Annotated in this window: 21 protein-coding genes; 12 read left to right on the top strand and 9 right to left on the bottom strand. The window is 36.3% G+C overall.

Annotated features, from left to right (window positions below):
• Positions 1–566: 566 nt before the first annotated feature.
• From KBF89_06755 to KBF89_06730, 6 genes are all read right to left on the bottom strand, one after another.
• Positions 567–1,703 (bottom strand): DUF1385 domain-containing protein, encoded by a 1,137-nt coding sequence (locus tag KBF89_06755; protein MBP9116028.1) that lies wholly within the window; start codon positions 1,701–1,703, stop codon positions 567–569.
• A 15-nt stretch (positions 1,704–1,718) separates the two neighbouring features.
• Positions 1,719–3,392, bottom strand: a complete 1,674-nt coding sequence (gene rho, locus KBF89_06750) for a transcription termination factor Rho (GenBank protein MBP9116027.1) — start codon at positions 3,390–3,392, stop codon at positions 1,719–1,721.
• A gap of 132 nt (positions 3,393–3,524) precedes the next feature.
• Positions 3,525–4,313 carry an SDR family oxidoreductase gene (locus KBF89_06745; GenBank protein MBP9116026.1) on the bottom strand — a complete coding sequence of 263 codons (789 nt, stop codon included), beginning with the start codon at positions 4,311–4,313 and terminating at the stop codon, positions 3,525–3,527.
• A complete protein-coding gene (locus KBF89_06740) occupies positions 4,314–4,991 on the bottom strand; it encodes a methyltransferase domain-containing protein (GenBank protein ID MBP9116025.1) in 678 nt (225 codons plus the stop codon).
• A 144-nt stretch (positions 4,992–5,135) separates the two neighbouring features.
• Entirely contained in the window at positions 5,136–6,203 is a 1,068-nt protein-coding gene (locus KBF89_06735; GenBank protein MBP9116024.1) for a threonine synthase, read from the bottom strand.
• Positions 6,204–6,321: 118 nt separating this feature from the next.
• Positions 6,322–7,641, bottom strand: coding sequence for a homoserine dehydrogenase (locus tag KBF89_06730; protein ID MBP9116023.1), 1,320 nt, complete (start codon positions 7,639–7,641; stop codon positions 6,322–6,324).
• Positions 7,642–7,730: 89 nt separating this feature from the next.
• Here KBF89_06730 and KBF89_06725 point away from each other — a divergent pair, with 89 nt between their 5' ends.
• Positions 7,731–8,258: a GNAT family N-acetyltransferase gene (locus tag KBF89_06725; GenBank protein ID MBP9116022.1), complete on the top strand. Its 528-nt coding sequence runs from the start codon at positions 7,731–7,733 to the stop codon at positions 8,256–8,258.
• On the opposite strand, the gene KBF89_06720 is transcribed toward KBF89_06725, so the two are convergent.
• Positions 8,253–9,503, bottom strand: coding sequence for a diaminopimelate decarboxylase (locus KBF89_06720; protein ID MBP9116021.1), 1,251 nt, complete (start codon positions 9,501–9,503; stop codon positions 8,253–8,255). The genes KBF89_06725 and KBF89_06720 overlap by 6 nt on opposite strands.
• Before the next feature lie 257 nt (positions 9,504–9,760).
• Between KBF89_06720 and KBF89_06715 the strand changes: the two genes are divergently transcribed.
• Entirely contained in the window at positions 9,761–10,720 is a 960-nt protein-coding gene (locus KBF89_06715; protein ID MBP9116020.1) for a GGDEF domain-containing protein, read from the top strand.
• Between the two features lie 12 nt (positions 10,721–10,732).
• Positions 10,733–11,668: a hypothetical protein gene (locus tag KBF89_06710; protein MBP9116019.1), complete on the top strand. Its 936-nt coding sequence runs from the start codon at positions 10,733–10,735 to the stop codon at positions 11,666–11,668.
• Between the two features lie 49 nt (positions 11,669–11,717).
• On the opposite strand, the gene KBF89_06705 is transcribed toward KBF89_06710, so the two are convergent.
• A complete protein-coding gene (locus KBF89_06705; protein ID MBP9116018.1) occupies positions 11,718–12,929 on the bottom strand; it encodes a saccharopine dehydrogenase NADP-binding domain-containing protein in 1,212 nt (403 codons plus the stop codon).
• A 54-nt stretch (positions 12,930–12,983) separates the two neighbouring features.
• On the opposite strand from KBF89_06705, the gene KBF89_06700 reads away from it, so the two are divergent.
• The 7 genes from KBF89_06700 (at position 12,984) to KBF89_06670 (ending at position 22,320) form a co-directional block, all read left to right on the top strand.
• The gene (locus tag KBF89_06700; protein MBP9116017.1) at positions 12,984–13,475 is read left to right on the top strand and encodes a DUF2587 domain-containing protein; all 492 of its coding nucleotides are present in this window, start codon (positions 12,984–12,986) and stop codon (positions 13,473–13,475) included.
• Complete coding sequence (locus KBF89_06695) at positions 13,475–14,812, top strand: 3-deoxy-7-phosphoheptulonate synthase class II (protein ID MBP9116016.1); 1,338 nt, start codon at positions 13,475–13,477, stop codon at positions 14,810–14,812. The genes KBF89_06700 and KBF89_06695 overlap by 1 nt, the downstream gene beginning before the upstream one ends.
• A 120-nt stretch (positions 14,813–14,932) precedes the next feature.
• Complete coding sequence (locus tag KBF89_06690) at positions 14,933–15,415, top strand: winged helix-turn-helix transcriptional regulator (protein MBP9116015.1); 483 nt, start codon at positions 14,933–14,935, stop codon at positions 15,413–15,415.
• 7 nt (positions 15,416–15,422) lie between these two features.
• Positions 15,423–16,412, top strand: a complete 990-nt coding sequence (locus KBF89_06685; protein ID MBP9116014.1) for an ATP-binding cassette domain-containing protein — start codon at positions 15,423–15,425, stop codon at positions 16,410–16,412.
• 2 nt (positions 16,413–16,414) lie between these two features.
• Positions 16,415–17,242, top strand: a complete 828-nt coding sequence (locus KBF89_06680; protein MBP9116013.1) for an ABC transporter permease — start codon at positions 16,415–16,417, stop codon at positions 17,240–17,242.
• A gap of 114 nt (positions 17,243–17,356) precedes the next feature.
• On the top strand, positions 17,357–20,989 hold the full coding sequence (locus KBF89_06675; GenBank protein ID MBP9116012.1) for a multifunctional oxoglutarate decarboxylase/oxoglutarate dehydrogenase thiamine pyrophosphate-binding subunit/dihydrolipoyllysine-residue succinyltransferase subunit: 3,633 nt from the start codon (positions 17,357–17,359) through the stop codon (positions 20,987–20,989).
• Between the two features lie 224 nt (positions 20,990–21,213).
• Positions 21,214–22,320, top strand: a complete 1,107-nt coding sequence (locus tag KBF89_06670) for a M48 family metalloprotease (GenBank protein ID MBP9116011.1) — start codon at positions 21,214–21,216, stop codon at positions 22,318–22,320.
• Positions 22,321–22,322: 2 nt separating this feature from the next.
• Here KBF89_06670 and dapA read toward each other — a convergent pair whose 3' ends face one another.
• Positions 22,323–23,207 carry a 4-hydroxy-tetrahydrodipicolinate synthase gene (dapA, locus tag KBF89_06665; GenBank protein ID MBP9116010.1) on the bottom strand — a complete coding sequence of 295 codons (885 nt, stop codon included), beginning with the start codon at positions 23,205–23,207 and terminating at the stop codon, positions 22,323–22,325.
• A 90-nt stretch (positions 23,208–23,297) separates the two neighbouring features.
• Here dapA and KBF89_06660 point away from each other — a divergent pair, with 90 nt between their 5' ends.
• A complete protein-coding gene (locus tag KBF89_06660; GenBank protein MBP9116009.1) occupies positions 23,298–24,272 on the top strand; it encodes a hypothetical protein in 975 nt (324 codons plus the stop codon).
• A 107-nt stretch (positions 24,273–24,379) separates the two neighbouring features.
• Complete coding sequence (locus tag KBF89_06655) at positions 24,380–24,661, top strand: WhiB family transcriptional regulator (protein ID MBP9116008.1); 282 nt, start codon at positions 24,380–24,382, stop codon at positions 24,659–24,661.
• Positions 24,662–24,677 lie beyond the last annotated feature (16 nt).

The raw sequence follows: 24,677 nt of genomic DNA, 5'->3' as shown, positions 1-24,677 counted from the left end.
TAACTCTATTAATTAGTTCCGGGTGTTGCATTATTCCTCCATGGATACGTTATCTGCCCAAATAGGACATTTGGATATAATGAGTATACAACGAAGAACACACAAAACGCAAGAGACGAATAAGAAAAATCAAATATTACAGTAAAAATATAAAAAAATCCTTCGCCACCCCGACGAAGGATTTAAAAAGTCTAAGTTAATGAATAACTTCCGCCCCCGAAAGTACTCTCTTACACTTGTAACCTAAAAAATTAGGTTTGTCACCGCCCCCGGTGATAATTTCATAATATAATGACACTTTCGCGCAGTCAAGTGTTTTCTGCGAAATAAGTAACTTTATGTAGCTTTTTGCGAATAATGCGCAATCAGACAAGATTAAGCTATAAATTACATTAATTAGGTTTTAATTCCAAATAATACTTATACTGATAATATATATTATTTAATTCTAATGTATTCACATTTTTTTGCTTCTTAAGAATTATCCACCATTAGCAGACAAGGTATAGCCAAAATACCTATTTTAATAAATATTAAATAGATGTATAAAAATCACTAAAACAACACTAGAGGGTAATCTCTTTTAAGATCTGCCAAGATAATTCTGCTTTAATTTTTGACCGAGAATTCACTTCTTCTATCTGATCAGGTGTGAAAACAGCATTCAAAGAAGCAATAGCAACTTCACATTGAGCATCGCTAGGAGCACGAGTTGTAACCTTTTGTAAAGTTAATCCAGGCCATACAAGAGCTCTCGTAAATCTATTCCTCATTTTAAAAGAAGCAGCTTTTAAGACCTCGTAACTAATACCTGCAATTATAGGAATAGCGAATACACGTGACAAAACCAAAGTCAGGAAATTCATATTAGGTATTACTACTGATAGCCCAACATAGAAAAATGCTGACATGACCATAACTATTAACAAAAAATTTGTTCCACAACGTACATGCGCGGTTTTAAACTGTTGTGCTGCTTGAGGAGTTAATACAACATCGTTCTCATATGCTGCAATTGCTTTATGCTCTGCACCATGATATTGAAATACATTTTTAATATCTTTACTTAAAGATACTAAATATAGATAGCCAATAAAAATTACTAAGCGAAAAACTGATTCAATGGCAATCTGTGACCATTTAGTTAGGTGGAACATATTTTTCAATAAATTAGCAAACAAAAGTGGGCCAACTTTAAAAAACGCAACAAAAAATGCAATAGAAAAGAGTACAGAAACACCAACCACCCATTTACTCAAGGGCTTATCTTCTACTTTATCTTTAGCAAGTGTCGAAACTTCGCTTGTCGAAGAAAGTTGTGGATTTGAATCGGAATGAAACTCGACAGCTTCGCTGGAGGTGGAGTGAAGATTTGAATTTGCAACTTTCTTCTTTTCTTCAAGAGTAAGTTTCGCTTCTTCGTCCTTCATAGAAATATTCGCACTATGCATCAAAGCACGATACCCCAAACCCATAGCTTCGCCTAGTCCCATAATTCCACGAACAAAAAATACTTTTTGAAATTTCTTTGCAAATGTTGGAACATCGAAATCTTTAATATCTATCGAATCATCCATGCGACGAACAGCAACTGCATATTTTTCTTCTCCACGCATCATCACACCATTTATTACAGCTTGACCTCCCATAGCTCGTACGGAAGATAACAATAATAATTTTAATGATGAATTATGGTGTTTCATATAATATTTAATATCCTATGCTGGGTTTTTTGCTATCTCTGCTAAGAATTCGTCATTATTTTTAGTTTGCTTTAGCTTTTCTAATAATAATTCAAGGCCAGCACCAATACGTCCATTGTCTCCGCCTTCAAGTGCGTGCAATACTCTGCGAAGTTTCCACACAGCATTAAGTTGAGAACGATCAAAGAGCAATTCTTCATGACGAGTTGATGAAGTGTCAACATCGATCGCAGGGAATATGCGACGCTCAGCGACACGGCGATCCAGACGTAATTCCATATTTCCAGTACCTTTAAATTCCTCGAATATAACCTCATCCATTTTTGAACCAGTATCAACAAGAGCAGTTGCAATAATAGTTAACGAACCACCCTCTTCAATATTCCTTGCTGCACCAAAAAACTTCTTTGGAGGATACAGAGCTTGAGAATCAACACCACCAGAAAGAATACGACCGCTTACTGGTGCAGCCAAGTTATATGCGCGAGCCAATCTAGTAATACCATCAAGAATGACAACCACGTCTCTACCTTGCTCGACTAAACGCTTCGCACGTTCAATAGTAAGTTCAGCAACACGAGTATGTTCTTCTGGAGGACGATCGAAAGTGGAAGCAACAACTTCACCATTCGCGCAATGACGTTTCATATCGGTGACTTCTTCTGGTCGCTCATCAACTAACAAAACCATCAAATGAACTTCAGGATTATTAAATTCTATTGAAGAAACAATTTCCTTCATGATAGTAGTCTTACCAGCTTTAGGCGGAGAAACAATTAGACCACGTTGACCTTTACCTATTGGAGAAACTAAATCAATAATACGTCCAGTGATCGCACTTGGATCAGAATCAAGTTGCATTTTAAGAACTTCATCTGGAAATAAAGGAGTTAAGTCTTCAAACTTTCGACGATTTTTTGCTTCTTCAACCGGTTTAGAATTAACTAGTGAAATCTCTAGAAGTGGAGTTGGTTTTCTATCATCTTCACTAGCTGGACGCATGAGACCTACAATATGATCACCCTTACGCAAAAAATTGCGACGAATCATCTGGACGGAAACATAAGCATCTCCTTTGCTAGGCAAATATCCGCTACACCTTAAAAAACCATAACCATCTTCGCGAATTTCGATAAGACCTTCACATGGAATTGGTTCAGCATTTTCACGAGAAGAGTAACTTGAATCATTACCTTCTTTTGAACCTCGACGTCTTCTTCGTCTAGAAGAATTATCATCTTCATCGTTATCGTTCTTATTATTACTAGAAGATGAGTTTCCGCGTTGCGGTTTTGAAGAGTTCATCTTTGAGTCAGAGTGCAACTCTGTGGTCCCGATGGAGCTGGAGCGATGACTTGAAGATGAATTCTTCTCTCCCACTTCCTCGGATGCACTTCGACGTCGCATGGGACGTGGCGCATATTCCTCAGCTTCTTGGCTACCAGCAATTTTTTCTTGTTCTCCAACAAGTGCTTCAATTGAATCAGCTTGCACTGTTGACGCTCTTCTTGAACGAATACCACTTAGCGCTTTGCTGCCAGCTTCTGTATTTGACTTATCAGGTTGAGCTTTAACGATTGCTTCTATCAATTCTGCTTTTTTCATCTTAGAAATTGATGTGATGCCGAGTGTCTTTGCAATTGTTGAGAGACTATCTTTATCTTTAGTTGCTAATGAGCTTAGATCCATTTTGATCCTTTAATTGGGTGAATTTTTATAGGTAATTTAAAAAAAAATTAAATTGACTTCTTTTCTTATTTTGTAAAAAAGCTAGATTAGAAAAAGAGAATTTTATTAAATCTAAAAGAAGACTCTTTTAATCTATCGCGTTCTGGAGCCTTTCGCAACAACTGCTGTAATTTTTTTCGTAAAAGTTCCAGGAAGACTTGAGCTCACAAATGCAAAAATCTTATTAACCAAGCCTGGTATAAGTACTGAACGTCCGTTTTCTACCGATTTTATAATCTTTTTTGCTACTGTTTCTGGTTTTTTCCAAAGCAGTTTAGGTAAATAACTTTCGGTGCTTGTTGCATCAAACCACATTGAACGACTAAAAAACTCACTTTTAGTTAAACCAGGGCAAACCAGCAAAACTTTAACACCATAAGAATTTAACTCTTGTGATATTGCATGAGTAAAACTTGTTACGAATGCTTTCGTAGCACCATATGTGGCATTGCCTACCATTGGTTGATAACTAGCTATAGAAGAAATATTAACTATAGTTCCATACTTTTTTTCAGCCATAATTTTTGCTGCGACGTGAGTGAGTTGAACAAGAGCTCGAACATTAAGGTCTATCTCATTCAACTCATTTTCTATATCTATTTCAACAAAAGGCCCACTGGAACCAAAGCCAGCATTATTTATTAAAACTTCGATACTATTGTTTTCAATATATTTAATGACTTTTTTTATCTCTTCTTCGATTGTTAGATCTGCAATTAAAACTTCTACTGATATATCATATGAAATTGAGAGTTCTGTTTTTATTTCTTCAAGTTTATCTTTACGTCTAGCAACTAATACCAGATCATTTTTATTCTTGGCTGCTTCATATGCTAAAGCTTTCCCAATGCCGCTAGAAGCACCAGTTATTAGATACTTCACTTATGAACTCATCTCCAAATATTTATTATCATCAATGTAACCTTGCTCAACTTCGTTACCCAATATGGCAATTACATTAGGCGATACACTAAACATATTGTCATGTTGAATAGTCCATCGCATTTTTGCCATATCATCCTCATCCGTTTTATCAATGAAATGTGCATCAACAATTTTTAAACCATGTCTTTCACAAGCTTTACCGAGAGAATGGGTAGATAGCCAAAAATCGCTTTTATTTAATATGTCAGCATGATTATCTAATTCAAAAATTGAACTTATATAAACATCATCAACGATAAGTGAACCGCCATCTTTTAGTATGAGCATCATTGCTTCGAGCACTTCGTTAATATCATGTGAATGCGACATTATGTTATTAGCAATTATCAAATCTGGTTTACGTCCTTTTGATATCGGATGAGATTCTGAAATGAAAGACCACGCTTGTTCAATACCAAATGGTTCACTGTTCGAGTCATCGATGCTCTTAGCTGTGACACAATCTATTTTTTTATCTTTGAAGAATTGTCGAAATACACTTTTGCTATTAACAAGTTCAAGAATGAAAGAATCTTCATTTAAATTCAAATGATCGACAATTTCATCGACAAATTTACTTCTTAAAACTATTTCTCTTTGCGGAATTTCAGAATCATCTAAAGTTACTTTATTCATCTTGTTCGTTTTTTTAATTTGAACTAAATAGCAATCATTACAATAAAATGCTATTGCTTTGGTGTCCTCCGATCCTAAAAATTGCGAAATATTAGAAGAGGCGCATGACTGACATTTATTTAACATATGTTTAGATTCTACTTGCTATATAAGAGTATCGATAACTTTCATTATCTCATCAATATTTGCATCCATAGGAGTTGGTATTTCAATATCTTTAGTAGCTGTACCTGGATCTTTTAGTCCATGTCCAGTCACAGTTGCAACGATTATTGAATCTTTTTTTATTTCTTTATTCTTGTGAGCTTTTAAAATACCAGCTATTGAAGCTGCTGAAGCAGGTTCAACAAATATTCCTTCATGTTGTGCGAGCAATTTATAAGCATATAATATTTCATCATCAGTCTCAGCAGTAATTGAACCACCTGAATCATCTCGCGCACTAACTGCTAAATCGTAACTAGCTGGTGCTCCTATAAGAATTGCTGTAGCAATAGTTTTAGGATTAGATACTGGATTACCATGTACGAAAGGTGCTGAACCATCAGCTTGAATACCTCTCATCTGAGGAAGGTTACTTGTTACTTTATCGTCAAAATATTCTTTGTAACCTAGCCAATATGCTGCAATATTCGCTGCATTACCCACAGGGATAAAATGTTGATCCGGAGCTTGACCTAGTGCGTCGCATATTTCAAAACTAGCTGTTTTTTGACCTTGTAATCTATATGGATTCACCGAATTCATAATTCCAACGGTCTCAATTTCACTAAGTTGTCGGACAACTTTTAAACCATCATCAAAATTTCCTTTTATTTGAATCACATGAGCACCACACATATATGCTTGTGCCAATTTACCAAGGGCTAGTTTCCCTTCTGGGATAACAATCACACTTGGAATATTTGCTCGAGTTGCGTATGCACTAAGTGCCGCAGAAGTATTTCCAGTGCTCGCACATATTAAAACTTTTTTGCCTTCTGCTTTTGCTTTAGTAACAGCCATGGTCATACCACGGTCTTTGAAGCTGCCAGTTGGGTTCAATCCCTCATATTTTATATAAACATTTGCTTGTACAAGTTTACTCAGATAAGGAGCAAGAATTAAAGGTGTATTACCTTCAAGAAGTGTAACAACTTCTTCATTTTCAGAGATTGGTAAACGATCTCGATAATATTCAATGACACCTGGCCAACTTGTAAACTTGTCCATTTGTTGATTCATTTTAAGCATATATATATATTCTCGCACAAAGCTGATGAGCATTAGCAACATCTGCGATTTACTCGTCTTGTAGGACATGTCCTTAAAAGACTATTATCGACTTGTTTTAATCCATTAAGGGATAAATTTGACCTATATTTTCTACACATGATAATTCCAATAAAGCTTTTATAGCTTTTTCTATATCACCACTAGTTGCGCTATGGGTTATAAAAATCATTTCGGCAAAAACACCTTTACCATCCTGCTGGACAGTTTCAAGAGATATATTGTTATTTCCGTACACTTGTGCAATTTGAGCCAAAACACCTGGCTCATCTTTTACAGTTGCACTCATGAAAAATTTAGATTTCCATTCATCGGGGTTGGCCACGCTTTTTTCAAATGTGACACCAACTACTGAACCTTTTCTTTTACGCGAAATATTTATACTTGCGTCAATCACATCACCGAGAACAGCAGATGCCGTTGGATCCCCGCCAGCACCTCGACCATAAAACATGATCTCACCTAAATGTTTTCCTACAACAAACACAGCATTAAAACCGTCATTTGTTGTAGAGAATGGATGACTATTAGGAACAAAAGTAGGTTCAACTCTTAAGAAAATTTCTTTTTCATTTTTTTCTTCAATAGTTGCAATCAGTTTTATAACATAACCCAATTCTTTTGCTTGAGCAATATCACTAGATGACACATTTGAAATACCAATCGTCTTAACATCATTTTGTGATGCCATAGTTCCTGTAGCGATCAAAGAAATAATAGCTATCTTTGCTGCAGCGTCATGACCTTGCACATCTGCAGTAGGATCAGCTTCTGCATAACCTAATTGTTGAGCTTCTTTTAGCGCATCATTATAACTAGTTCCATTTTTTGTCATTTGAGTTAAAATAAAATTTGTTGTCCCATTTAAAATTCCGCGAACAGAATTAATATGCTCAACCGCTAACGACTCTCTTAATGGACGTACAACAGGTACACCACCAGCAACAGCAGCTTCAAATAATAGATCGACACTATTCTCGTTTGCCAAAGAATATAGTTGCCCACCTTTCTCTGCAAGCAATGCTTTATTTGCAGTAACAACTGGCAAAGATTTTTTTAATGCAGAACTAATAATTTTGTATGCTGAATCAATACCACCAGCAACTTCAACAACTAGATCAATCTCTTTCGATTCAACTATGTCATTTAGAGAAGTAGTAAAAATGCCTTCTGAAGTTTTTTGAGTATCATCATCAGAATATAAAATTGATTTACTAGGAATATCGCGTTTAGTACTTAGATCACGAACAAGAATTTTATTTACACGAATATCAATATCAAATTCCATTTTTATACGATCATATTTTAAATCGAGCTGTGAAACAAGAGCTGATCCAACAACACCTGCACCTATTAAACCTATATTTATTCTTCGCATTCATATATTCTCGTCGATTCAACAAACGAACTCAAGTTCATTACTTATTATTTATGTCCTAAAAGCTTCAAAGCGGTTAAGATATATTTATGATCGAATACAGACCAGCGCTAAGTGATGATGTCGACGAGCTACGTGCTGTAGCAATAAAGACTTGGGTTGATACCTTCGGCGATCGATATTCCAAAAGTGTGGTTGACAATGTTATTAGTAATACTAGATCTGAAGAATATATAAGACAGTCAGTCGAGCGATTCATTACTCTGCTCGCAGTTGACATTCAAAGCAATCGCATTGTTGGCTATCTTCAAATAACAACACTAGATAAAATAATTCATGAACTTTTTGAGACTTTAGAAAGCGACCGCCAAATTGACCGATTGTACTTACTTAAGGAATTCCAAAAACAAAAAATAGGTTCAACATTGATGACGATGGCCCTAAATCATGAATATCTAAACGATTGCACAAATTTATATATCGAGGTTGATAAAACTAGCCCAAACGTGCAGAAACTTTATGAATCATTTGGATTTGTTAAAACTGGAAAAGAGAATCCATTTATTGAAAATGGAGTACAAGTCGGTGCTGACAATATACTTATCAAAAAATTATAAACCTTTAGTTGTAGCAAAAATATCATCTAGTGTCTCGTGGCGTCGTATTAATTTATGTGTACCGTCAGAATTTATTAATACTTCACCAGCTCTTAACCTGAAATTATAATTATGTGAATTCGCTCTCGAATGAGCACCTGCATCATGCACTACCATTAAATCTCCTGACTGTAATGTTTTTGGAAGATCACGCCATTTAAACATCTTGTCTGTGTTGGCACACATCGATCCAGTGATATGCATCTTACGTCTCTCATCTTTTTCTCGACCTAATACATTAATATGATGAAAAGCAGCACTAACAGTTGCTAGACGAGCCATATTATTTATTGATGAATCAATTTGAACAAATGGTTCGTGGCTTTCAACAATTCCATGGGTAACACGTGTCAATAAAAATCCATTTGGGCCTGTTACATAACGTCCATTTTCAGTAACGATTTGTATTCCTAATTCATCTAACTGGTTTCTAACTGCTTGGCCGATACCCTTCACATCGACAGGGTTTTCACTTGCATGGTAGTTAACCCCCATTCCCCCACCAACATTGATAAAAGAAACATTGATATCATGTCGATTTTTTGCCTCAATAGATAATTCTTTTAGCAGTCTTGCAGTATCGCCAAAATATTCAGGATTTTTTTCGTTCGACGAGACCATAGCATGCAAACCAATTTCTAAAACTCCATTTTTTTGCATTTCATTTAAGGCTCTCAGAACATTCTCTTTGGTATCACCAAATTTTGATTCGAATGGATTTCCTATTATTGCATTCCCAGCTTTTTCTTTACCAGGATTAAAACGGATAGCCATTTTTTTAGGTAATTCGCCAAGTGCTTCTTTTACTTGATATAAATATTGAAATTTATCAATATTTATCGTTGCACCTATATTATTTGCACGAACATAATCCTCATCGGGAGTATTATTCGATGTATAAAAGATTCCATTAGTTAATAAATTTTCGTGTGAAACCATTTCGAGTTCACCTCGCGAGGAACAATCAAAGCCCATATTTTCGTCATGAATAATTCTAAGTATTGCTGGTGTGGGTGTTGCCTTGACTGCAAAATAATTCACATAGTTAGGGCTCCAAGAGAAAGCCTCATTTATCTGTTTTGCATTTTTTATTATTCCAGATTCATCGTAGACAAAAACAGGAGTACCATAAGTTGATGCAACTTCTTCTAATAATTCATCTGGAAATGGAAGAGGTTTTATAACTTCTGTGTCTGAAATATTCATTCATAAAATTTACTACACAACAATTTTCAACCTTTATAACTGATGATAAATAATTTTATAATCAATGTGCCAAGCTCTAATATTTATACTAGAATTAAACCCTTCTCGGGTCAAAAGAGTCCGAATAGGAATAAGTGTATTAATGGGGGCATTTACGCTGTAATTTTGGAAGGTAATATATAGTGAGTCGCCAAAGTGGCCTAGGCCGTGGGCTAGGAGCCCTACTCCCCCCTCAATCCCTTTACGAAACTCCGAAGATGGAAAAAATTCGTGAATCCAAAGATGATGAAGAAGCGAAAATGGAAACATCCAATTTAATTAATGATGAGATTGAATTAAATACAGTAAAAAACCAATCCACAACTGTACAAAATGCGACAAATAGTGCTATTGTAGATAGTGGAAAAGTTCCACAGTCATTTGACACAAACGAGCAGGAGGCTAGAGTGACAAATTTAGTATCACGACTTCTTTTTGATCTCACAAGTGACAAGCCTGGAATATCGGTAATATACAAAGCATTAAATGAACTAGTAAATGAGAATTCATTAAATGATGCGGTATTAGTTGTAGATGAGCCTGGAATAGGTCGTCAAATATTTACATTTGACCGAAGACCACTAGAAGGAAAAGATGAAGAGTATTTAAATTTAGATCCTGGACTTTATACCTCACCAAAAATTGAGATGAGTGCTGAAGATTCAACATCTATCTCACGACTCTGTACTGTTGGTTTGAGAATTGATTTATTAAAATATGATGCATGGCATGACCCTATGACTGGGCTTTATGATCGTAGAAGTTTCGATAGACTTTTAGAAATGGCAATAGCTAGATCAGTGCGTTACGAATGGCCTTTCACTTTAGTATTAATAGATTTAGACGGCTTCAAAGAATTAAATGACGAACAAGGCCACCAGGCTGGTGATCAAGTATTGAGAAATCTTGGTGATAAGTTCAGACAAATATTAAGATTTGGTGACAATGCCGCAAGAATTGGTGGAGATGAATTTGCATTGATATTGCCCGAAACTGATCCACAAGATGTTGCTCCACTATTAGAAAGGGCTGCAATGGCCACCGGTGATGAACCATCAATTGGTTTTAGTTACGGATTAGTTTTATGTCCTAATGAAGCAGACTCAGTTAAAAGCGCATTTAAACTTGCGGATGAAAGACTTTACGAAGCAAAAACTGCTCTCAAAGTCAACAGTTAAAGGATTAAATTAATGACACTCGCACAGATAGATACATTAGAACTAGAACTTCGAAAACTAGATGGTGTTAGAACAGTCGGATTTTCAACTGCACAAGAAGCAATTTATATACAATTATTTATTGACGCTAAATCTAAAACCGGACAACTTCCATTTGAAGCAACTCGTATAGCTAAACGTCACACTAACCAAAGTGTCGCTGTCGAGTTAGTTAGATCAAATTTTGTTGATGGTAATTCTGTCACACCAAATGATAGAAACAATCCAGCATATATACATAACGATGATGACGATAAAGATAATGTTGGAAATAAAGTTTCCCCTTTTAGTGCTGGAACAATCGGAATAACAAAACAAAAAGAACAACAGATGGAATCGTCAAAACAAAAAACAGCTACACACGCAGATTTTTTTAGACCAACTGGCAATGCCCATGAAACAAGTTTAGAAGTACCATCTAATAGTTTCAATGAAGATGAATTTGTTGATGACAATATTGAAATTAATTTAAACGAAGAAGAACAAAATCAACCTATTAGAGATGACAAAAAAGAAACAACACCAAAAGAGAATCTCGAAAAGGTAAGCGACAGAATAGAATTATTGCTTGTAAGTACCTCTCCAGAAAATGACGAGATAGAAATACATTTGAGCTTAGGAGACACACGTACTATTGGTCGTGCTCCATCAAATAGAGGTTTACTAGGAGCAATAGATTCAACAGTAAATGCAATCAGCGAACTTTGTGGTATCAACGAATTTCACGGAGAATGGGCTAGATCGCTCGAGCCAGGTGCAGAACATGCAAGCCTAGTGGCCGTAGGGCTCATAAATGATCAAGGGAATGAAACTCGCCATGGTATCGCTGGAGGAAAATCTCCAATTGAAGCTGCTGCGCGAGCAACACTAAATGCGCTAAATAGAGTTGCGACTCTTACAAACTCTTAAGATCTCTTGACTGCGCTTAAGATGACAAGGAAATCGCTAGTACTGATTTTTAGCTATTAACATCCATCTCACCCCATGGGCAATTATATTCATTTAACAAATGTAAAAATGGTTCTGGATCAAAAAATTCTGGTCCTTGTACACCACTGCCTGACCATAGACCAGTCGCTAAAAGTTCCATTGCAATAACAGGGTTGATTGCAGTTTGAGTAACAACACATTGATGTCCCCAACGCTCCATTGAATCTTTATTATCTAAGACATGGTAAAAATATTTTTCTAATGCTTCACCTTCTTTATCTAGACCTTTAATCCAAGTACCAGCACAAGTTTTTCCACTCATCAAATGTCCAAGGTCGCCAGGATTCGGCAAAGTGGCTGCAATTACATCTCGAGGTGAGACCATATTGCCTTTAACATTTACTGGATCCTTAGAATCCAAACCAGTTTTGTGTAACACATTTAGAACTTCAATAAATTCATCCCCCAAACCATACTTAAAAGTTACACGTTCACAATCGATGTATCTAGGGATCAATAAAACTTCCTCATGCTCAACATTGACACATTCAACTTCCCCAATACCTTCTGGAAAGAAAAACGTTTCTGGTTCGCTAAATGGTTTTGTTGTGTAAAAACCTCGTTCTTTTTCCCAAATTACAGGCGGGTTCAGACACTCTTCGATAGTAGTCCAAATTGAAAAAGTAGGAGCGAAATCATAGCCTTCGATTACCAAATTCGCACCATCACGAACACCAATCTCTTGCACAGAAGAAAAATATTTCTCAGAGCCATATCTCGCAAATACATCTGACATTCCAGGCTCTACACCCATTCCAACCAAAGCCAAGATACCCGAATTTTCCCAATCATCTGCAACTTCAAATTGTGCATCACCAAGCTTTATGCCCACTTCTTCATATGGATTACTTTGGTGTGGCTCGCTTAGATGCATTGCCATGTCCATATAATTAATTTTGCATTCGTATGCTGCATCAAATATTTGCGGGTTAAATCTGGGGTCGCAAGCATTCATTACGATATCTATTTTTTTATCTTTAATTACTTTGACTATATCGGCTTTTGAAGATGCATCAACTCTCATGTGAGAAAAATGCTTTTCATCAAGATCTTTTATCGAAGCTTTTGCGCGACTTTCATCTATATCTCCCAATATTATTTGGTCATAGAAATCTCGTTCAGCTGCAATTACTGCAATCGACGTGCCTACGCCGCCTGAGCCTAAAACTAAAATATTCATAACTTCCTTAATCAATTATATGTTCAACTTTTAAAGAGGCTAGCCTATTATCATATGACAAAGAAACCATTCAAGCCTGAAATTGTAGATGACAAGCAAGAATCAGTAAATAACCCGATTGAACAAGTCTCTAGACCGACAAAATTGATACGCATAGCATCGATGATTCGTTCTATGTTAGAAGAACTTAGAAGGGCCCCGCTTGATGAAGAGGGCAGAAAACATTTAGCTGACATACATGAACGTTCGATGAAAGAGCTAAATGAGATTCTGTCACCTGAATTAAAAGAGGAATTAAATAGAGTTGTATTGCCACTGACCCAAAACAAAGCACCGAGCGAAAGTGAATTGAGAATAAGCCAAGCACAATTGGTTGGTTGGTTAGAAGGATTATTTCATGGAATACAAGCAACTTTGTTTACTCAGCAGATGAGTACGCAAGGCCAAATGGAAGAAGTAAAAAAACGAATGTTAGAATCTGGAGCCCTACATCCACAAGATGGATATTCAGGGAATGAAGGAAATGGAACTGGAGCTTACTTATAATGTCGAATTGGTCACCTGACTCTTGGAAAAATTTTATTGCTAAACAACAGCCAGAATTTGAGAAGAAAGAACTTGAAAAAGCATTAAAAGAATTAAGTAGTGTTCCACCTTTAGTTTTCGCTGGAGAAATTCGAAGTTTGCGTAAATCGCTCTCTGATGTTGAAAAAGGAAAAGGTTTTGTATTACAAGCTGGTGATTGCGCAGAGAGCTTCGATGCATTTAATGCTCCTTCGATTAGAGAAAAACTTAGAATTATTTTACAAATGGCAGTTGTTCTGACTTATTCAAGTGGTGTTCCTTGTGTAAAAATCGGCCGTATAGCTGGACAATTTGCAAAGCCACGTTCTGCAAATGAAGAGACTCGTGAAGGTAAATCTTTGCCAAGCTATCGCGGTGACATTATTAATGATATTGAATTCACAGAACAAGCCCGAGTACACGATGCTTCACGACTACTTCGAGGATATAACCAGAGTGCGTCAACATTGAATTTATTGCGAGCCTTTACCAAAGGTGGATTCGCAGATTTAGCAAGAGTAAATGCTTGGAACAAAGAATTCGTAGCTTCAACTGCAGAAGGCCATCGTTATAATATCATTGCAGACGAAATAACACGTGCACTTGCTTTCATGAACGCATGTGGAATTGACTTAGAGAGAGAACATCAACTCCATCAGGTTGAATTCTATACTTCACACGAAGCTTTAGTACTTCCCTATGAAGAAGCATTGACAAGAGTAGATTCGACCACTGGAGACTATTACGATTGCTCAGCTCACTTTGTTTGGGTTGGCGAAAGAACAAGAGACATAGATGGTGCACATGTTGAATATATGCGAGGTATCAATAATCCCGTTGGTATAAAACTTGGACCTAGCGCGACTGGCGATGACGCTTTAAAGTTGATAGAGAAGATTAATCCTAATAATGAAGAAGGAAAAATTGTTCTTATATTAAGAGCTGGAGCTGATGCAATAGTAGATATGGCTACACCTCTTATGCAAAAAGTTTCACAATCAGGTAAAAATGTTACATGGATGAGTGATCCAATGCATGGTAATACATTCACACATTCAAGTGGATATAAAACTAGAGCATTTAACGATGTTATGAAGGAAATAAAAGGTTTCTTTGAAAGCTGTTCCGCCGCAAATGTTTGGCCAGGTGGTGTACATTTAGAACTTACAGGTGATGATGTCACTGAATGTATTGGAGGAGTTGACGAGATTGACGAGATTGAATCGAAATACGAAACAAGTTGTGACCCTCGACTTAATGCACGTCAAGGTTTAGATTTGGCTTTTGCTATTAGTGAATTACTTACTGTCCGAAGATAACCACATTTTAAGCTAATTTATTTACAGTTAACATGAACAAATTCTAATATATAGTTATTAATATCAATCATCAATATATTAAATGATTGACATTACCAACTATTGTGTTACCCTAGAAGTATGAACATCGAAAAAACTGAGGACCAAGAACATTATCCAAATGATGCAATGCCCATAGCTAGTGCTTTTCAGAAAATGGCAATGGTATTTCGCAGCGAGATGAAAGAGCAGATTTCAAACGAGAAATGGTTCCCAAAAGACTTTCGTCTAGCGTGCGTTGGAGTCTTAAAGGTACTTGGATACACAAGCAATGCTTCCCAAAAAGAAATAAGCATTATTCTAGGAATAGACCCAAGTGAAACTGTTGCCCTAATTGACCAATTAGAAAATGCTGGTTTTGTAATAAGAACTCGTGATAAAAATGATCGTAGAAAACATATTTTAAGTCTAACTAGAAAAGGCGAAATAGCTAAAAATAAGATAACAGTAATAAGTGATGAAGTAGCAAAAGAGATTTTAACCCCTCTTAATAAAAAGGAAATTGAAACGTTTAGAAAATTATTAGAGTGTGTTGTTCAATATAACCACATGAAAATCGAATGAGCAATATATGACTACAGATAAAAATAAAGAAATCGAATATGTAATTGATGTTAAAGACGTTGATTTTTATTACGGCAAGACACAAGCTTTATCCCGCGTGAATCTTCAAGCAGAAAAAGGCAAAGTGCTCGCGTTACTAGGACCAAATGGTTCAGGCAAAACAACACTCGTTCGTATATTAGCAACACTATTACATGCATCTTCTGGAACTGCAACTATTGCAGGATTTGATGTGAAAAAAGAACCAGGGAAAGTAAGATCGGTCATTGGAATGACTGGACAGTTTGTGTCAGTAGACGATTTACTAACAGGACGCGAAAATCTCATTATGGTCGGTGAGCTATATCATCTTTCGTATAAAGAAGCTGCCAGGAGAGCAGATGCACTACTTGAACAATTTTCGTTAGCTGATGCAAAAACGCGAAGAGTTAAAACCTTTTCTGGCGGAATGAGGCGACGTTTAGATCTAGCTGCAAGCTTAATTGTAAACCCTCCTATTGTTATTCTTGATGAACCAACCACTGGGTTAGATCCAAGAACAAGAATTGAAGTGTGGGAAGCAATTGAGCGATTAGTAACTCAGGGAGTTACAGTACTTTTGACTACTCAATATCTCGAAGAAGCAGACCGACTAGCACACAAAATTATGGTAATCGATAAAGGAAAGATGATTGCTACTGGTACATCTGATGAGCTTAAAGATAAAGTTGGTGGAGACGTAGTTGAACTAACAGTTGAAAACGATGACTTTGAAACAGCTTTAGATGTTTTAAAAGAGCTTACTAAAACTGAGCCGATCAAAGACAAAACACGAGGTCGTATTTCTATCCCTGCCCCAGAAGGCGTAACTACATTGATGAATGTTCTTAGAGTAATGGATGGTACAAAAATCAAATTGCATGATATTGGTTTGCGCAGACCATCTCTAGATGACGTATTCCTAAACTTAACTGGACATACTCCAGAAGAAGCTGAAACTATTGAGATAAAAAGATAATCATGATCGAAAAGGAAATAGACATGAATACAATTGATGCAACTCCAGTAATAAGAACCAGCACGCCAGAAAAACTGTCGATCTTGGGCGCTATTCATGATACTCGTATTCTTATGAAAAGGAATTTAAGACGAGTAATACGTACTCCTCGTTTATTAATTTTTTCTAGCATACAACCGATTATGTTTTTTGTATTATTTCGATATGTTTTTGGAGGTCCTTTAAAATCAACAGGTGCATATGTCGATTTTTTATTACCAGGTATATTTGTTCAAGCTTCACTTTTTGGTGGCACAACAGCAATTGCTCTTTCAACAGATTTAGCAAGCGGGATGATAGATCGGTTTAAATCACTTCCAATTGCCAGAGTCTCAGTACTAGCTGGTCGAACATTGGCAGATGCAATTCGTAATATCGCAACTCTAGGAATATTAACTATTGCAGGTTTTATTATGGGCTTTAGATTCCATAATGGATTCTTTCCTATATTTGGAGCTTACGGACTAATGTTGCTTTTCACATTTGCATTCTCATGGATGCAAGCATACATAGGTATAATTTCGAAGGATCCAGAAACGGCACAGATAGCAAGTTTTATTCCATTATTTCCTTTTATCTTTGCAAGTACAATTTTCCAACCTGTTGCAAACTTTCCTTCTTGGTTGCAAGGCTTTGCTGCATATCAACCTGTGGGAGTTTTAGCAACCACTATGAGATCGTTGACACAGGGTGGTCCAGTCTGGGATAGCGCCTGGAAAGCCCTTATGTGGACTGCTATATTTTTAATTATATTTATTCCACTATCAGTATGGAAATATAGAAAAATCTAAATCAATCTTAACTGGCTTGGTTTCGGGGTCGATACTGGCTAAGCGTTAAGATAATAGCGCAATATAGCGATATTGTGCTATTAACAATCAAAGCTTTAACCAGGATAAATACATATGTCAGATCTAATAAACAATTCAGCCTCAATAGCTAACCCAAATGCTTCTTATCATAATTCAGACTTTGAAGCTTTTGGACCAAATTCTGGTCTAGTAGAAGAGATGTACCAACAATATTTACAGAACCCTTCTTCTGTTGGAGAGGGCTGGATTGAATTTTTCGCTGATTATAAACCTTTAGCAAACCGAGATTCTCGATCTGACCTTACAACTACTGATAATACCCATATTAATGATCAAAAAATAGTTGCACCATCACCGTCTAAAAAAACATCTCCGGTTTCCGTAGAGGAGAACTCAACTCCTTCACCAATTAGAGGAGTTGGTGCAAAAATCGTAGAAAATATGGAAGCATCATTAGAAGTACCTACTGCTACTTCTGTACGTTCTATACCTGCAAAACTAATGGAAGTTAATCGTACGATTATTAATAACTCATTAGCAAGACATGGTGGTGGAAAAATTTCGTTCACCCACCTTATAGCTTTTGCTATAGCTCGAGCTGTAGAAAGATTTCCAGGCATGAATGTTGGTTATGGAGTGGACGAAAAAAACACACCAACATTAATAACCCATAAGAATTTGAACCTTGGTCTAGCTGTAGACATTCAAAAGCCAGACGGGTCAAGGACTCTTATGGTTCCAAATATCCGTAATGCAAACCATATGACTTTCCAACAATTTTATGCAGCCTACGAAATACTAATTCGTAAAGTTAGGTCTAATAAATTTACTGCTGATGATTTTGCTTTGACAACTGCAACGATAACAAACCCAGGAATGATTGGCACGGTACATAGTGTTCCACGTTTAATGCCTGGACAAGGTTTTATTTTAGGTGCTGGTTCTATTGATTATCCTGCAGAATTTGGTGGTGCTGATCCTGATACAATTGCCAATCTAGGTATCTCAAAGGTCCTAACCTTAACGTCAACATATGACCACCGTGTTATTCAAGGAGCATTATCTGGTGAATTCCTAAAAACAATTCACGAAATGTTAACCGGCCAACATAATTTTTATGAAGAGATATTTGAATCATTACAAATTCCATATGAAGCAGCTTCATGGAAAAAAGATATTAGACCACAAGAATCTTCAATAGAGATGTACGAAAAGATACTTAACGTGTATCAACTTATAAATCAATACCGTGTTCGCGGACATCTGATTGCAGATTTAGATCCGCTAAGAAGACTGCCTGTATCTACTTATGAAGAATTAGATATTTTACATTATGGCCTATCGATTTGGGATTTAGATCGTGAATTCCCAACAGGCGGCATTAATGGCAAATCGCGCATGGATCTGAAAAGTATTTTAGGCACATTACGTGATGCTTATTCGAGGACTATAGGTATTGAATATATGCATATTCAAAATCCTGAAAATAAAAAATGGATTCAAGATAACGTTGAAGGCATAAAATATGAAACTTCATTAGAAGAGAAGAAAAGAATATTAGAACGTCTAAATGCTGCAGAATCCTTCGAACGTTTCTTACATACTAAGTTTATGGGACACAAACGTTTCTCAGTGGAAGGCGCAGAAGTAATAATCCCAATACTTGATACATTATTGACAAAAGCTGTAGATAATTCTATTTCTGAAGCAGTAATTGGAATGAGCCACAGAGGCCGACTTAACGTTTTGGCAAACACCATGGGCAAAAGTTATGGTCAGATATTCAAAGAGTTCGATGGCCAACTCGATTCTGGAAGTTTTTTAGGTAGTGGTGATGTGAAATACCACTTAGGTGCTACTGGTACTCATATAACTCCAGATGGCAAGCCACTAGAAATTACACTTGCATCTAATCCTTCGCATTTAGAAGCGGTCGATGGTGTTGTCGATGGTATGGTGAGAGCAAAATTAGATGCTTTAGGTGACAAAGAGCATAAAACAGTTCTGCCAATTCTCATACATGGTGATGCTGCATTTGCGGGTCAAGGTGTGGTTGCTGAAACTTTTAATCTCTCCAATGTTGATGGGTACAGCGTAGGTGGAACTATACATATAGTGGTTAATAACCAGCTAGGATTTACTACATCTCCAGTCTCTGGTCGAAGTGGAACTTATGCAACAGACGTTGCAAAAATGGTTCAAGCTCCAATATTTCATGTTAATGGTGATGACCCAGAAGCGTGTCTTCGTGTAATTAAACTAGCTTTAGAATATCGTCAAACATTTTCTAAGGATGTAGTTGTCGATGTTATTTGCTATAGACGCTACGGCCATAATGAGTCTGACGAACCAGCCTACACACAGCCAATAATGTATGCATTAATCGCCGAAAAAAGATCGATTAGAAAACTATACACTGAAACTCTAATCAATCGCGGAGATATAACTGTAGAAGAAGCTGAAGCATCGCTAAATGATTTCCAATCTCGTCTAGAAGTTGCTTTTGAAGACACACGCGGCTCTGCAGAACCAGTACTTCCAGCAGAAAGACGTAAGAGCGAAACTGCTTATCTTATTCCCACGGGTGTTGAAAAAACTATATTGGAAAATATTTCTAATCATCTATCTTCATGGCCTGATACTTTTACAGTACATCCTAAGTTGGTTAAGATTATCAAAAAACATGAAACTGATTTTGAAGCGGGATCCGTCGAATGGGCTACCGCTGAGCAGCTTGCATTTGGTTCATTGTTATTAGAGGGTATTCCAATTCGTTTAGCTGGGCAAGATACCCGCCGAGGAACTTTTTCTCAGAGACATAGTGTTTTAATCGACAATGTTAATGAAGATACTTATATGCCTCTTGCACATCTTGATCCAAAACAGGCTCCTGTACAAATATATGATTCAGTATTAAGTGAATTTGCAGCATTAGGCTTTGAATACGGCTATAGCGTTTGTGCTCCAAATGCATTCACTCTCTGGGAAGCCCAATTTGGAGATTTTGCAAATGGTGCGCAAACTATAATTGATCAATTCATTTCTGTCGCTGACGATAAGTGGGGACAACGTTCTCCAATAACACTTCTTCTGCCACATGGTTATGAAGGTCAAGGACCCGAACATTCTTCTGCTCGTATTGAAAGATTCTTGAGTCTTTGTGCCGATCATAATATGCGAGTAGTTTACCCGACTACAGCAGCACAATATTTTCACGTGTTAAGAAGACAAATGACTGAAAAAAGAATTCAGCCACTTGTTATTTTTACACCTAAAAAATATTTGCGTATGCCGGTTGTAAAATCAAGCGTCGAATCATTAACAAAAGGCAGTTTCATGCCAGTACTTGGAGATGATTCTTTAATTGATAAATCAACAGTGACTAGAGTTATTTTTTGTTCAGGTAAATTTGGTCATGAACTCCGTGAGCGTCGTGATTCAGAAAAGCTTCCTATAGCAATAATTAGAATCGAAGAGCTATTCCCATTCCCTTCTGATTTGATATCAATAAATTTGAATCTATATCCAAATTCAAAAGAAGTAATTTGGGCTCAAGAAGAACCTAAAAATATGGGTGCTGCATCATATATGCTACCAAAGCTAGAAGCATTAGCAGATCGAAGATTCAGACTGGTAGCTCGTGAAGAAAGCGCTTCTCCTGCAACTGGATCTGCAACTGTTCATGAAATTGAACAAGAGACATTATTAAAAGATGCGTTGAATTGATTAATTATACTTGTGGCTCAGTTTGCAGCGATTAGCCCTGTAAGTAAGCCATTAAGTATAAAAGTTCAAATGAGACTTACTATATTAAAATATATAATAAATTATCTTTCGCTTGCTAGCTCTGCCATGGAAACAAATAAGTTAAAAGCCTATCAAAAAGTCTCTCCTATAACATATAAACTGTTGTATCATAATATCTAAGAGAATCATTAGGAGCAATAAAGTTGAGAAACAGTATAAAAGGTGTTCTGTTTCGTTCACGTCTTACATCTAGATTAGCACCACTATTAACTATCAGTGCAGCAATAGTATTAATAACAATTCAAATTACACAACTTCATATTATAAGTGTGATTGGCACAACGTTAGTTTCTCTGCTTGCAAGTATTCTTTCTTATTCATGCGCTCGATATTCAACGCAGAGATTTATTAGAGGAGCTGTTAGAGCACGTCTAGCAGTTAAAGAAAACCAATACATAAATAAAATGTCACGACAATTAAAAGGAACGCAAGTACAACCTTATATCCCAGCCTCTACCCATCCCTCAAAAGAAATAAAATCAGCTCTTAACACAGCAGAAGGATTACTTGGCTTAAAGCAAGGTGTCTCTATGGCGCTGGTAATACCTTTAGATGAATTTACAGGGATAGACAGTAGTTGCCCAAGTGCTGCATCGTTACTATATTCAGGAAGACACCCCGTAGTAGTAGTAGATAATAACTTACAACATATTTTAGATGATCCAAAAGATCGCGAAAAGGCACAGTCGCAAGTGGTCGCTGTTTTATGCCATGAGTTAGCTCATCTTATGGGATTTAATACTCGTTATTCGAGTATCACGGGAATATTCGAGCAATTTGTAATTACTTCGTCTATGGCAATGCTAGTTTCATATGGCCTTGAATATCACTTTTCTTATGGCTTTATTGGCGCAATTATATTGACTGCTTATATGATTTTTGAACCATTTAATGTTCCTGCGAATCCTGATCAAGATCATTCGTCTATTTCTAGTATTATTTCGCGTGTCACATTAGTGTCATGGTACACATATGTGATTTCTGGATTGTTCATAAGTATATGGCCGGTAATACTACCAGCATGCGCTTTAGGGTTCCCACTATGTTTGACTATTCTAATAAATGCAATACGTAGAACCCATGAGTATTATGCTGACAAAATGGCAGTTCTCGCAATGGGTAGTATACGGCCATTAGTTGACTTTTTTAAAAATATTACAACTTTTGAACATAAACATTTTGAGCGATTTTTTGCAACACATCCATCAACGCGTGATCGTATTACAAAACTACATAAAATTAAGTTTTAATATTATAATTTATTTAAAATATTTAAATACTGATTAATTGATTCTTTTGAAGCTGTCATAAGTGGAAGTCGAACGAAATCAGAAGCAATTTCGCCTGTACTTGCCAATGCACCCTTAAATACCGATGGGTTAGGTTCACCAAAACCAGCTTTTACTAGTGGTAGCAACTTATTATGTATTTCTAAAGTACTTGCTAAGTTTGAAGATAGTGCTGCATCAACCATTTCTACCCACATATTTGTAGCTAAGTGAGCACTTGCTGCAACTGCACCTTTACCACCTAGTAATGTAATTGGAGCCGCTAAATAATCATCACCAGCTAAAATTGAAAAATCATCTCTGTTTTTAGATATTAGTAAAAGAGTCTCATCATCTAAAGATCCAACAGCTTGTTTGACACCTACTATGCGACTATGTTTTGAACATTCTAAGAGTCCATCTGTTGATACACATCTTCCTGTACGTATTGGAATATTATAAAGCAAAACATCACTACCAATTTCGTCTGCTTTTTGTGCAGCGATTAAAAAATGTTCAATTATACCTTGTTCACTAGGACGGACATAATATGGTGTAACGATCAAGAAAGCATTTGGAGAAAATTCTGCAAACTCATCCATTCGCTCAATTGTTGTTGTAGTTGAGTTGGTACCAGCACCCACTACTAGTTCAACATCTGTTCCAGCTATAGCTTTGGCACACGTAGCTACGACTTCATGTCTCTCTGTAGTGCTTAAAGAGCTAGCCTCACCAGTTGTTCCTAAAGGTATTATCCCTGATACACCTTGTTCTATAAACCGTTCACACAATTTAGATAACGAACCCAAATCAATACTACCGTCAGCAAAAAACGGTGTAATCACGGGAACATAAATACCTTTATACATATCTACTCACAATCTCTTTTAACCATTCTATTTGTTTAATACTGCCACGCAAAGTTCTTAGAATAAAAATATGTATAATATAGGTATATTATGAAAGAAGTATTAAATATAACACTTATTGTCAATACAACAGCTTCTAGTTTTTCGCCCCGTAAGTTAAAGGTGATAGAAACTGCATTAAATAATTTTGGAAACTTACGAATTGAAAATACCAAAAAACGGGGACATGCTATTGAAATTGCTAAGAAATGCGCAGAAAACAATGAAGATATTGTTTTTGTACTAGCTGGTGATGGAACTCTAAATGAGGCCGCACAAGGCTTGATTAATACTGATACAGTGCTCGCTCCAATTCCTGGAGGTTCTACCAATGTTTTCGCTAGAGCAATAGGATATTCAAATGATCCAATTGAAGCCTTAGGAGAATTAATTGTATCTATTGAAAATAAATCATATAAGAAAATTGGTGTAGGAAAAATTAACGATAGGATATTTCTATTTAATGCTGGATTTGGTTTAGATGCTGAAGTGATAGCTCGCGTTGAACGTAATGCTAAAATTAAAAAAATTGCAGCCCACCCATATACTTTTTACAATGCACTTATCACATATGCAACAGATTATGATAAAAAAAATCAAACTCTAAAAGTTATATTGGATGAAAAAGTCAATCCAGAAATACGAATGCTATCAAGTGATCCAGAAGTTTTTAAAGATGCCAACATGGTAATTGTTTCAAATCTATCTCCATGGACATACTTTGGTAAAAAAGAAGTCATTATTGCTCCTATGGCGTCAATCAATCATGCGCTCACAATCACTTCCATACGCGCATTATCAATCTTTAAGCTTTTAAGAATTGCTGCTAGTGCAATTGGTCGACATCACACTGTTATGCATCACAAAGATATTGCACATTGTGAAGGCGTTTCACATTGCATTATTCAAGCAAATAAAAATGCTATTCCATATCAAGTTGATGGAGATTATCTCGGTTCAACTATGAAAGTAGAAGTCAATTTTCTTCCAAAATCACTAAAAATAGCAATACCTTTTAAATCTTAGACATTTTACCAGGTCAAACCCCTTGTAAAATTTTAATAATTTCTCTAGAATGGTTGTTTAGTACTTAAAGAGTGATTTATCACATTTAGAATTTGAAAAGAGAAAAGATGACGCTTACATGGATACGTGATACAGATTGGGACGACCAAAATTGGAGAAATCAGGCTATTTGCCGCAGTTCAAATGCAGAGTTATTTTTTCCAGTCGGCACGACAGGTAGAGCGTTAGAGATACTTGAAGCTGCAAAAGAAGTCTGTAACCAATGCGATGTAAAGATGCAATGTCTACAGTTTTCTTTTGATACTAACCAAGAATCTGGCATATGGGGTGGTTACAGCGAAGATGAACGAAGAGTTATGAAAAAAACTAAAGAGATAATTTATGCATAATTTATGCTTTTATTTA

The sequence above is a fragment of the Acidimicrobiia bacterium genome (assembly GCA_018057765.1).
GTDB lineage: Bacteria > Actinomycetota > Acidimicrobiia > IMCC26256 > JAGPDB01 > JAGPDB01.
The sequence above is the reverse complement of the archived record's forward strand: the minus strand, read 5'-3'. Positions and strand labels throughout refer to the sequence as shown.

What these genes read in the sequence shown, in the direction of transcription:
- KBF89_06755 (MBP9116028.1), bottom strand. Translation starts at nt 1,703, where the DNA reads ATGAAACACCATAATTCATCATTAAAATTATTATTGTTATCTTCCGTA.
- rho (MBP9116027.1), bottom strand. Translation starts at nt 3,392, where the DNA reads ATGGATCTAAGCTCATTAGCAACTAAAGATAAAGATAGTCTCTCAACA.
- KBF89_06740 (MBP9116025.1), bottom strand. Translation starts at nt 4,991, where the DNA reads ATGAATAAAGTAACTTTAGATGATTCTGAAATTCCGCAAAGAGAAATA.
- KBF89_06735 (MBP9116024.1), bottom strand. Translation starts at nt 6,203, where the DNA reads ATGGACAAGTTTACAAGTTGGCCAGGTGTCATTGAATATTATCGAGAT.
- KBF89_06730 (MBP9116023.1), bottom strand. Translation starts at nt 7,641, where the DNA reads ATGCGAAGAATAAATATAGGTTTAATAGGTGCAGGTGTTGTTGGATCA.
- KBF89_06725 (MBP9116022.1), top strand. Translation starts at nt 7,731, where the DNA reads ATGATCGAATACAGACCAGCGCTAAGTGATGATGTCGACGAGCTACGT.
- KBF89_06720 (MBP9116021.1), bottom strand. Translation starts at nt 9,503, where the DNA reads ATGAATATTTCAGACACAGAAGTTATAAAACCTCTTCCATTTCCAGAT.
- KBF89_06715 (MBP9116020.1), top strand. Translation starts at nt 9,761, where the DNA reads ATGGAAAAAATTCGTGAATCCAAAGATGATGAAGAAGCGAAAATGGAA.
- KBF89_06710 (MBP9116019.1), top strand. Translation starts at nt 10,733, where the DNA reads ATGACACTCGCACAGATAGATACATTAGAACTAGAACTTCGAAAACTA.
- KBF89_06705 (MBP9116018.1), bottom strand. Translation starts at nt 12,929, where the DNA reads ATGAATATTTTAGTTTTAGGCTCAGGCGGCGTAGGCACGTCGATTGCA.
- KBF89_06700 (MBP9116017.1), top strand. Translation starts at nt 12,984, where the DNA reads ATGACAAAGAAACCATTCAAGCCTGAAATTGTAGATGACAAGCAAGAA.
- KBF89_06695 (MBP9116016.1), top strand. Translation starts at nt 13,475, where the DNA reads ATGTCGAATTGGTCACCTGACTCTTGGAAAAATTTTATTGCTAAACAA.
- KBF89_06690 (MBP9116015.1), top strand. Translation starts at nt 14,933, where the DNA reads ATGAACATCGAAAAAACTGAGGACCAAGAACATTATCCAAATGATGCA.
- KBF89_06685 (MBP9116014.1), top strand. Translation starts at nt 15,423, where the DNA reads ATGACTACAGATAAAAATAAAGAAATCGAATATGTAATTGATGTTAAA.
- KBF89_06680 (MBP9116013.1), top strand. Translation starts at nt 16,415, where the DNA reads ATGATCGAAAAGGAAATAGACATGAATACAATTGATGCAACTCCAGTA.
- KBF89_06675 (MBP9116012.1), top strand. Translation starts at nt 17,357, where the DNA reads ATGTCAGATCTAATAAACAATTCAGCCTCAATAGCTAACCCAAATGCT.
- dapA (MBP9116010.1), bottom strand. Translation starts at nt 23,207, where the DNA reads ATGTATAAAGGTATTTATGTTCCCGTGATTACACCGTTTTTTGCTGAC.
- KBF89_06660 (MBP9116009.1), top strand. Translation starts at nt 23,298, where the DNA reads ATGAAAGAAGTATTAAATATAACACTTATTGTCAATACAACAGCTTCT.
- KBF89_06655 (MBP9116008.1), top strand. Translation starts at nt 24,380, where the DNA reads ATGACGCTTACATGGATACGTGATACAGATTGGGACGACCAAAATTGG.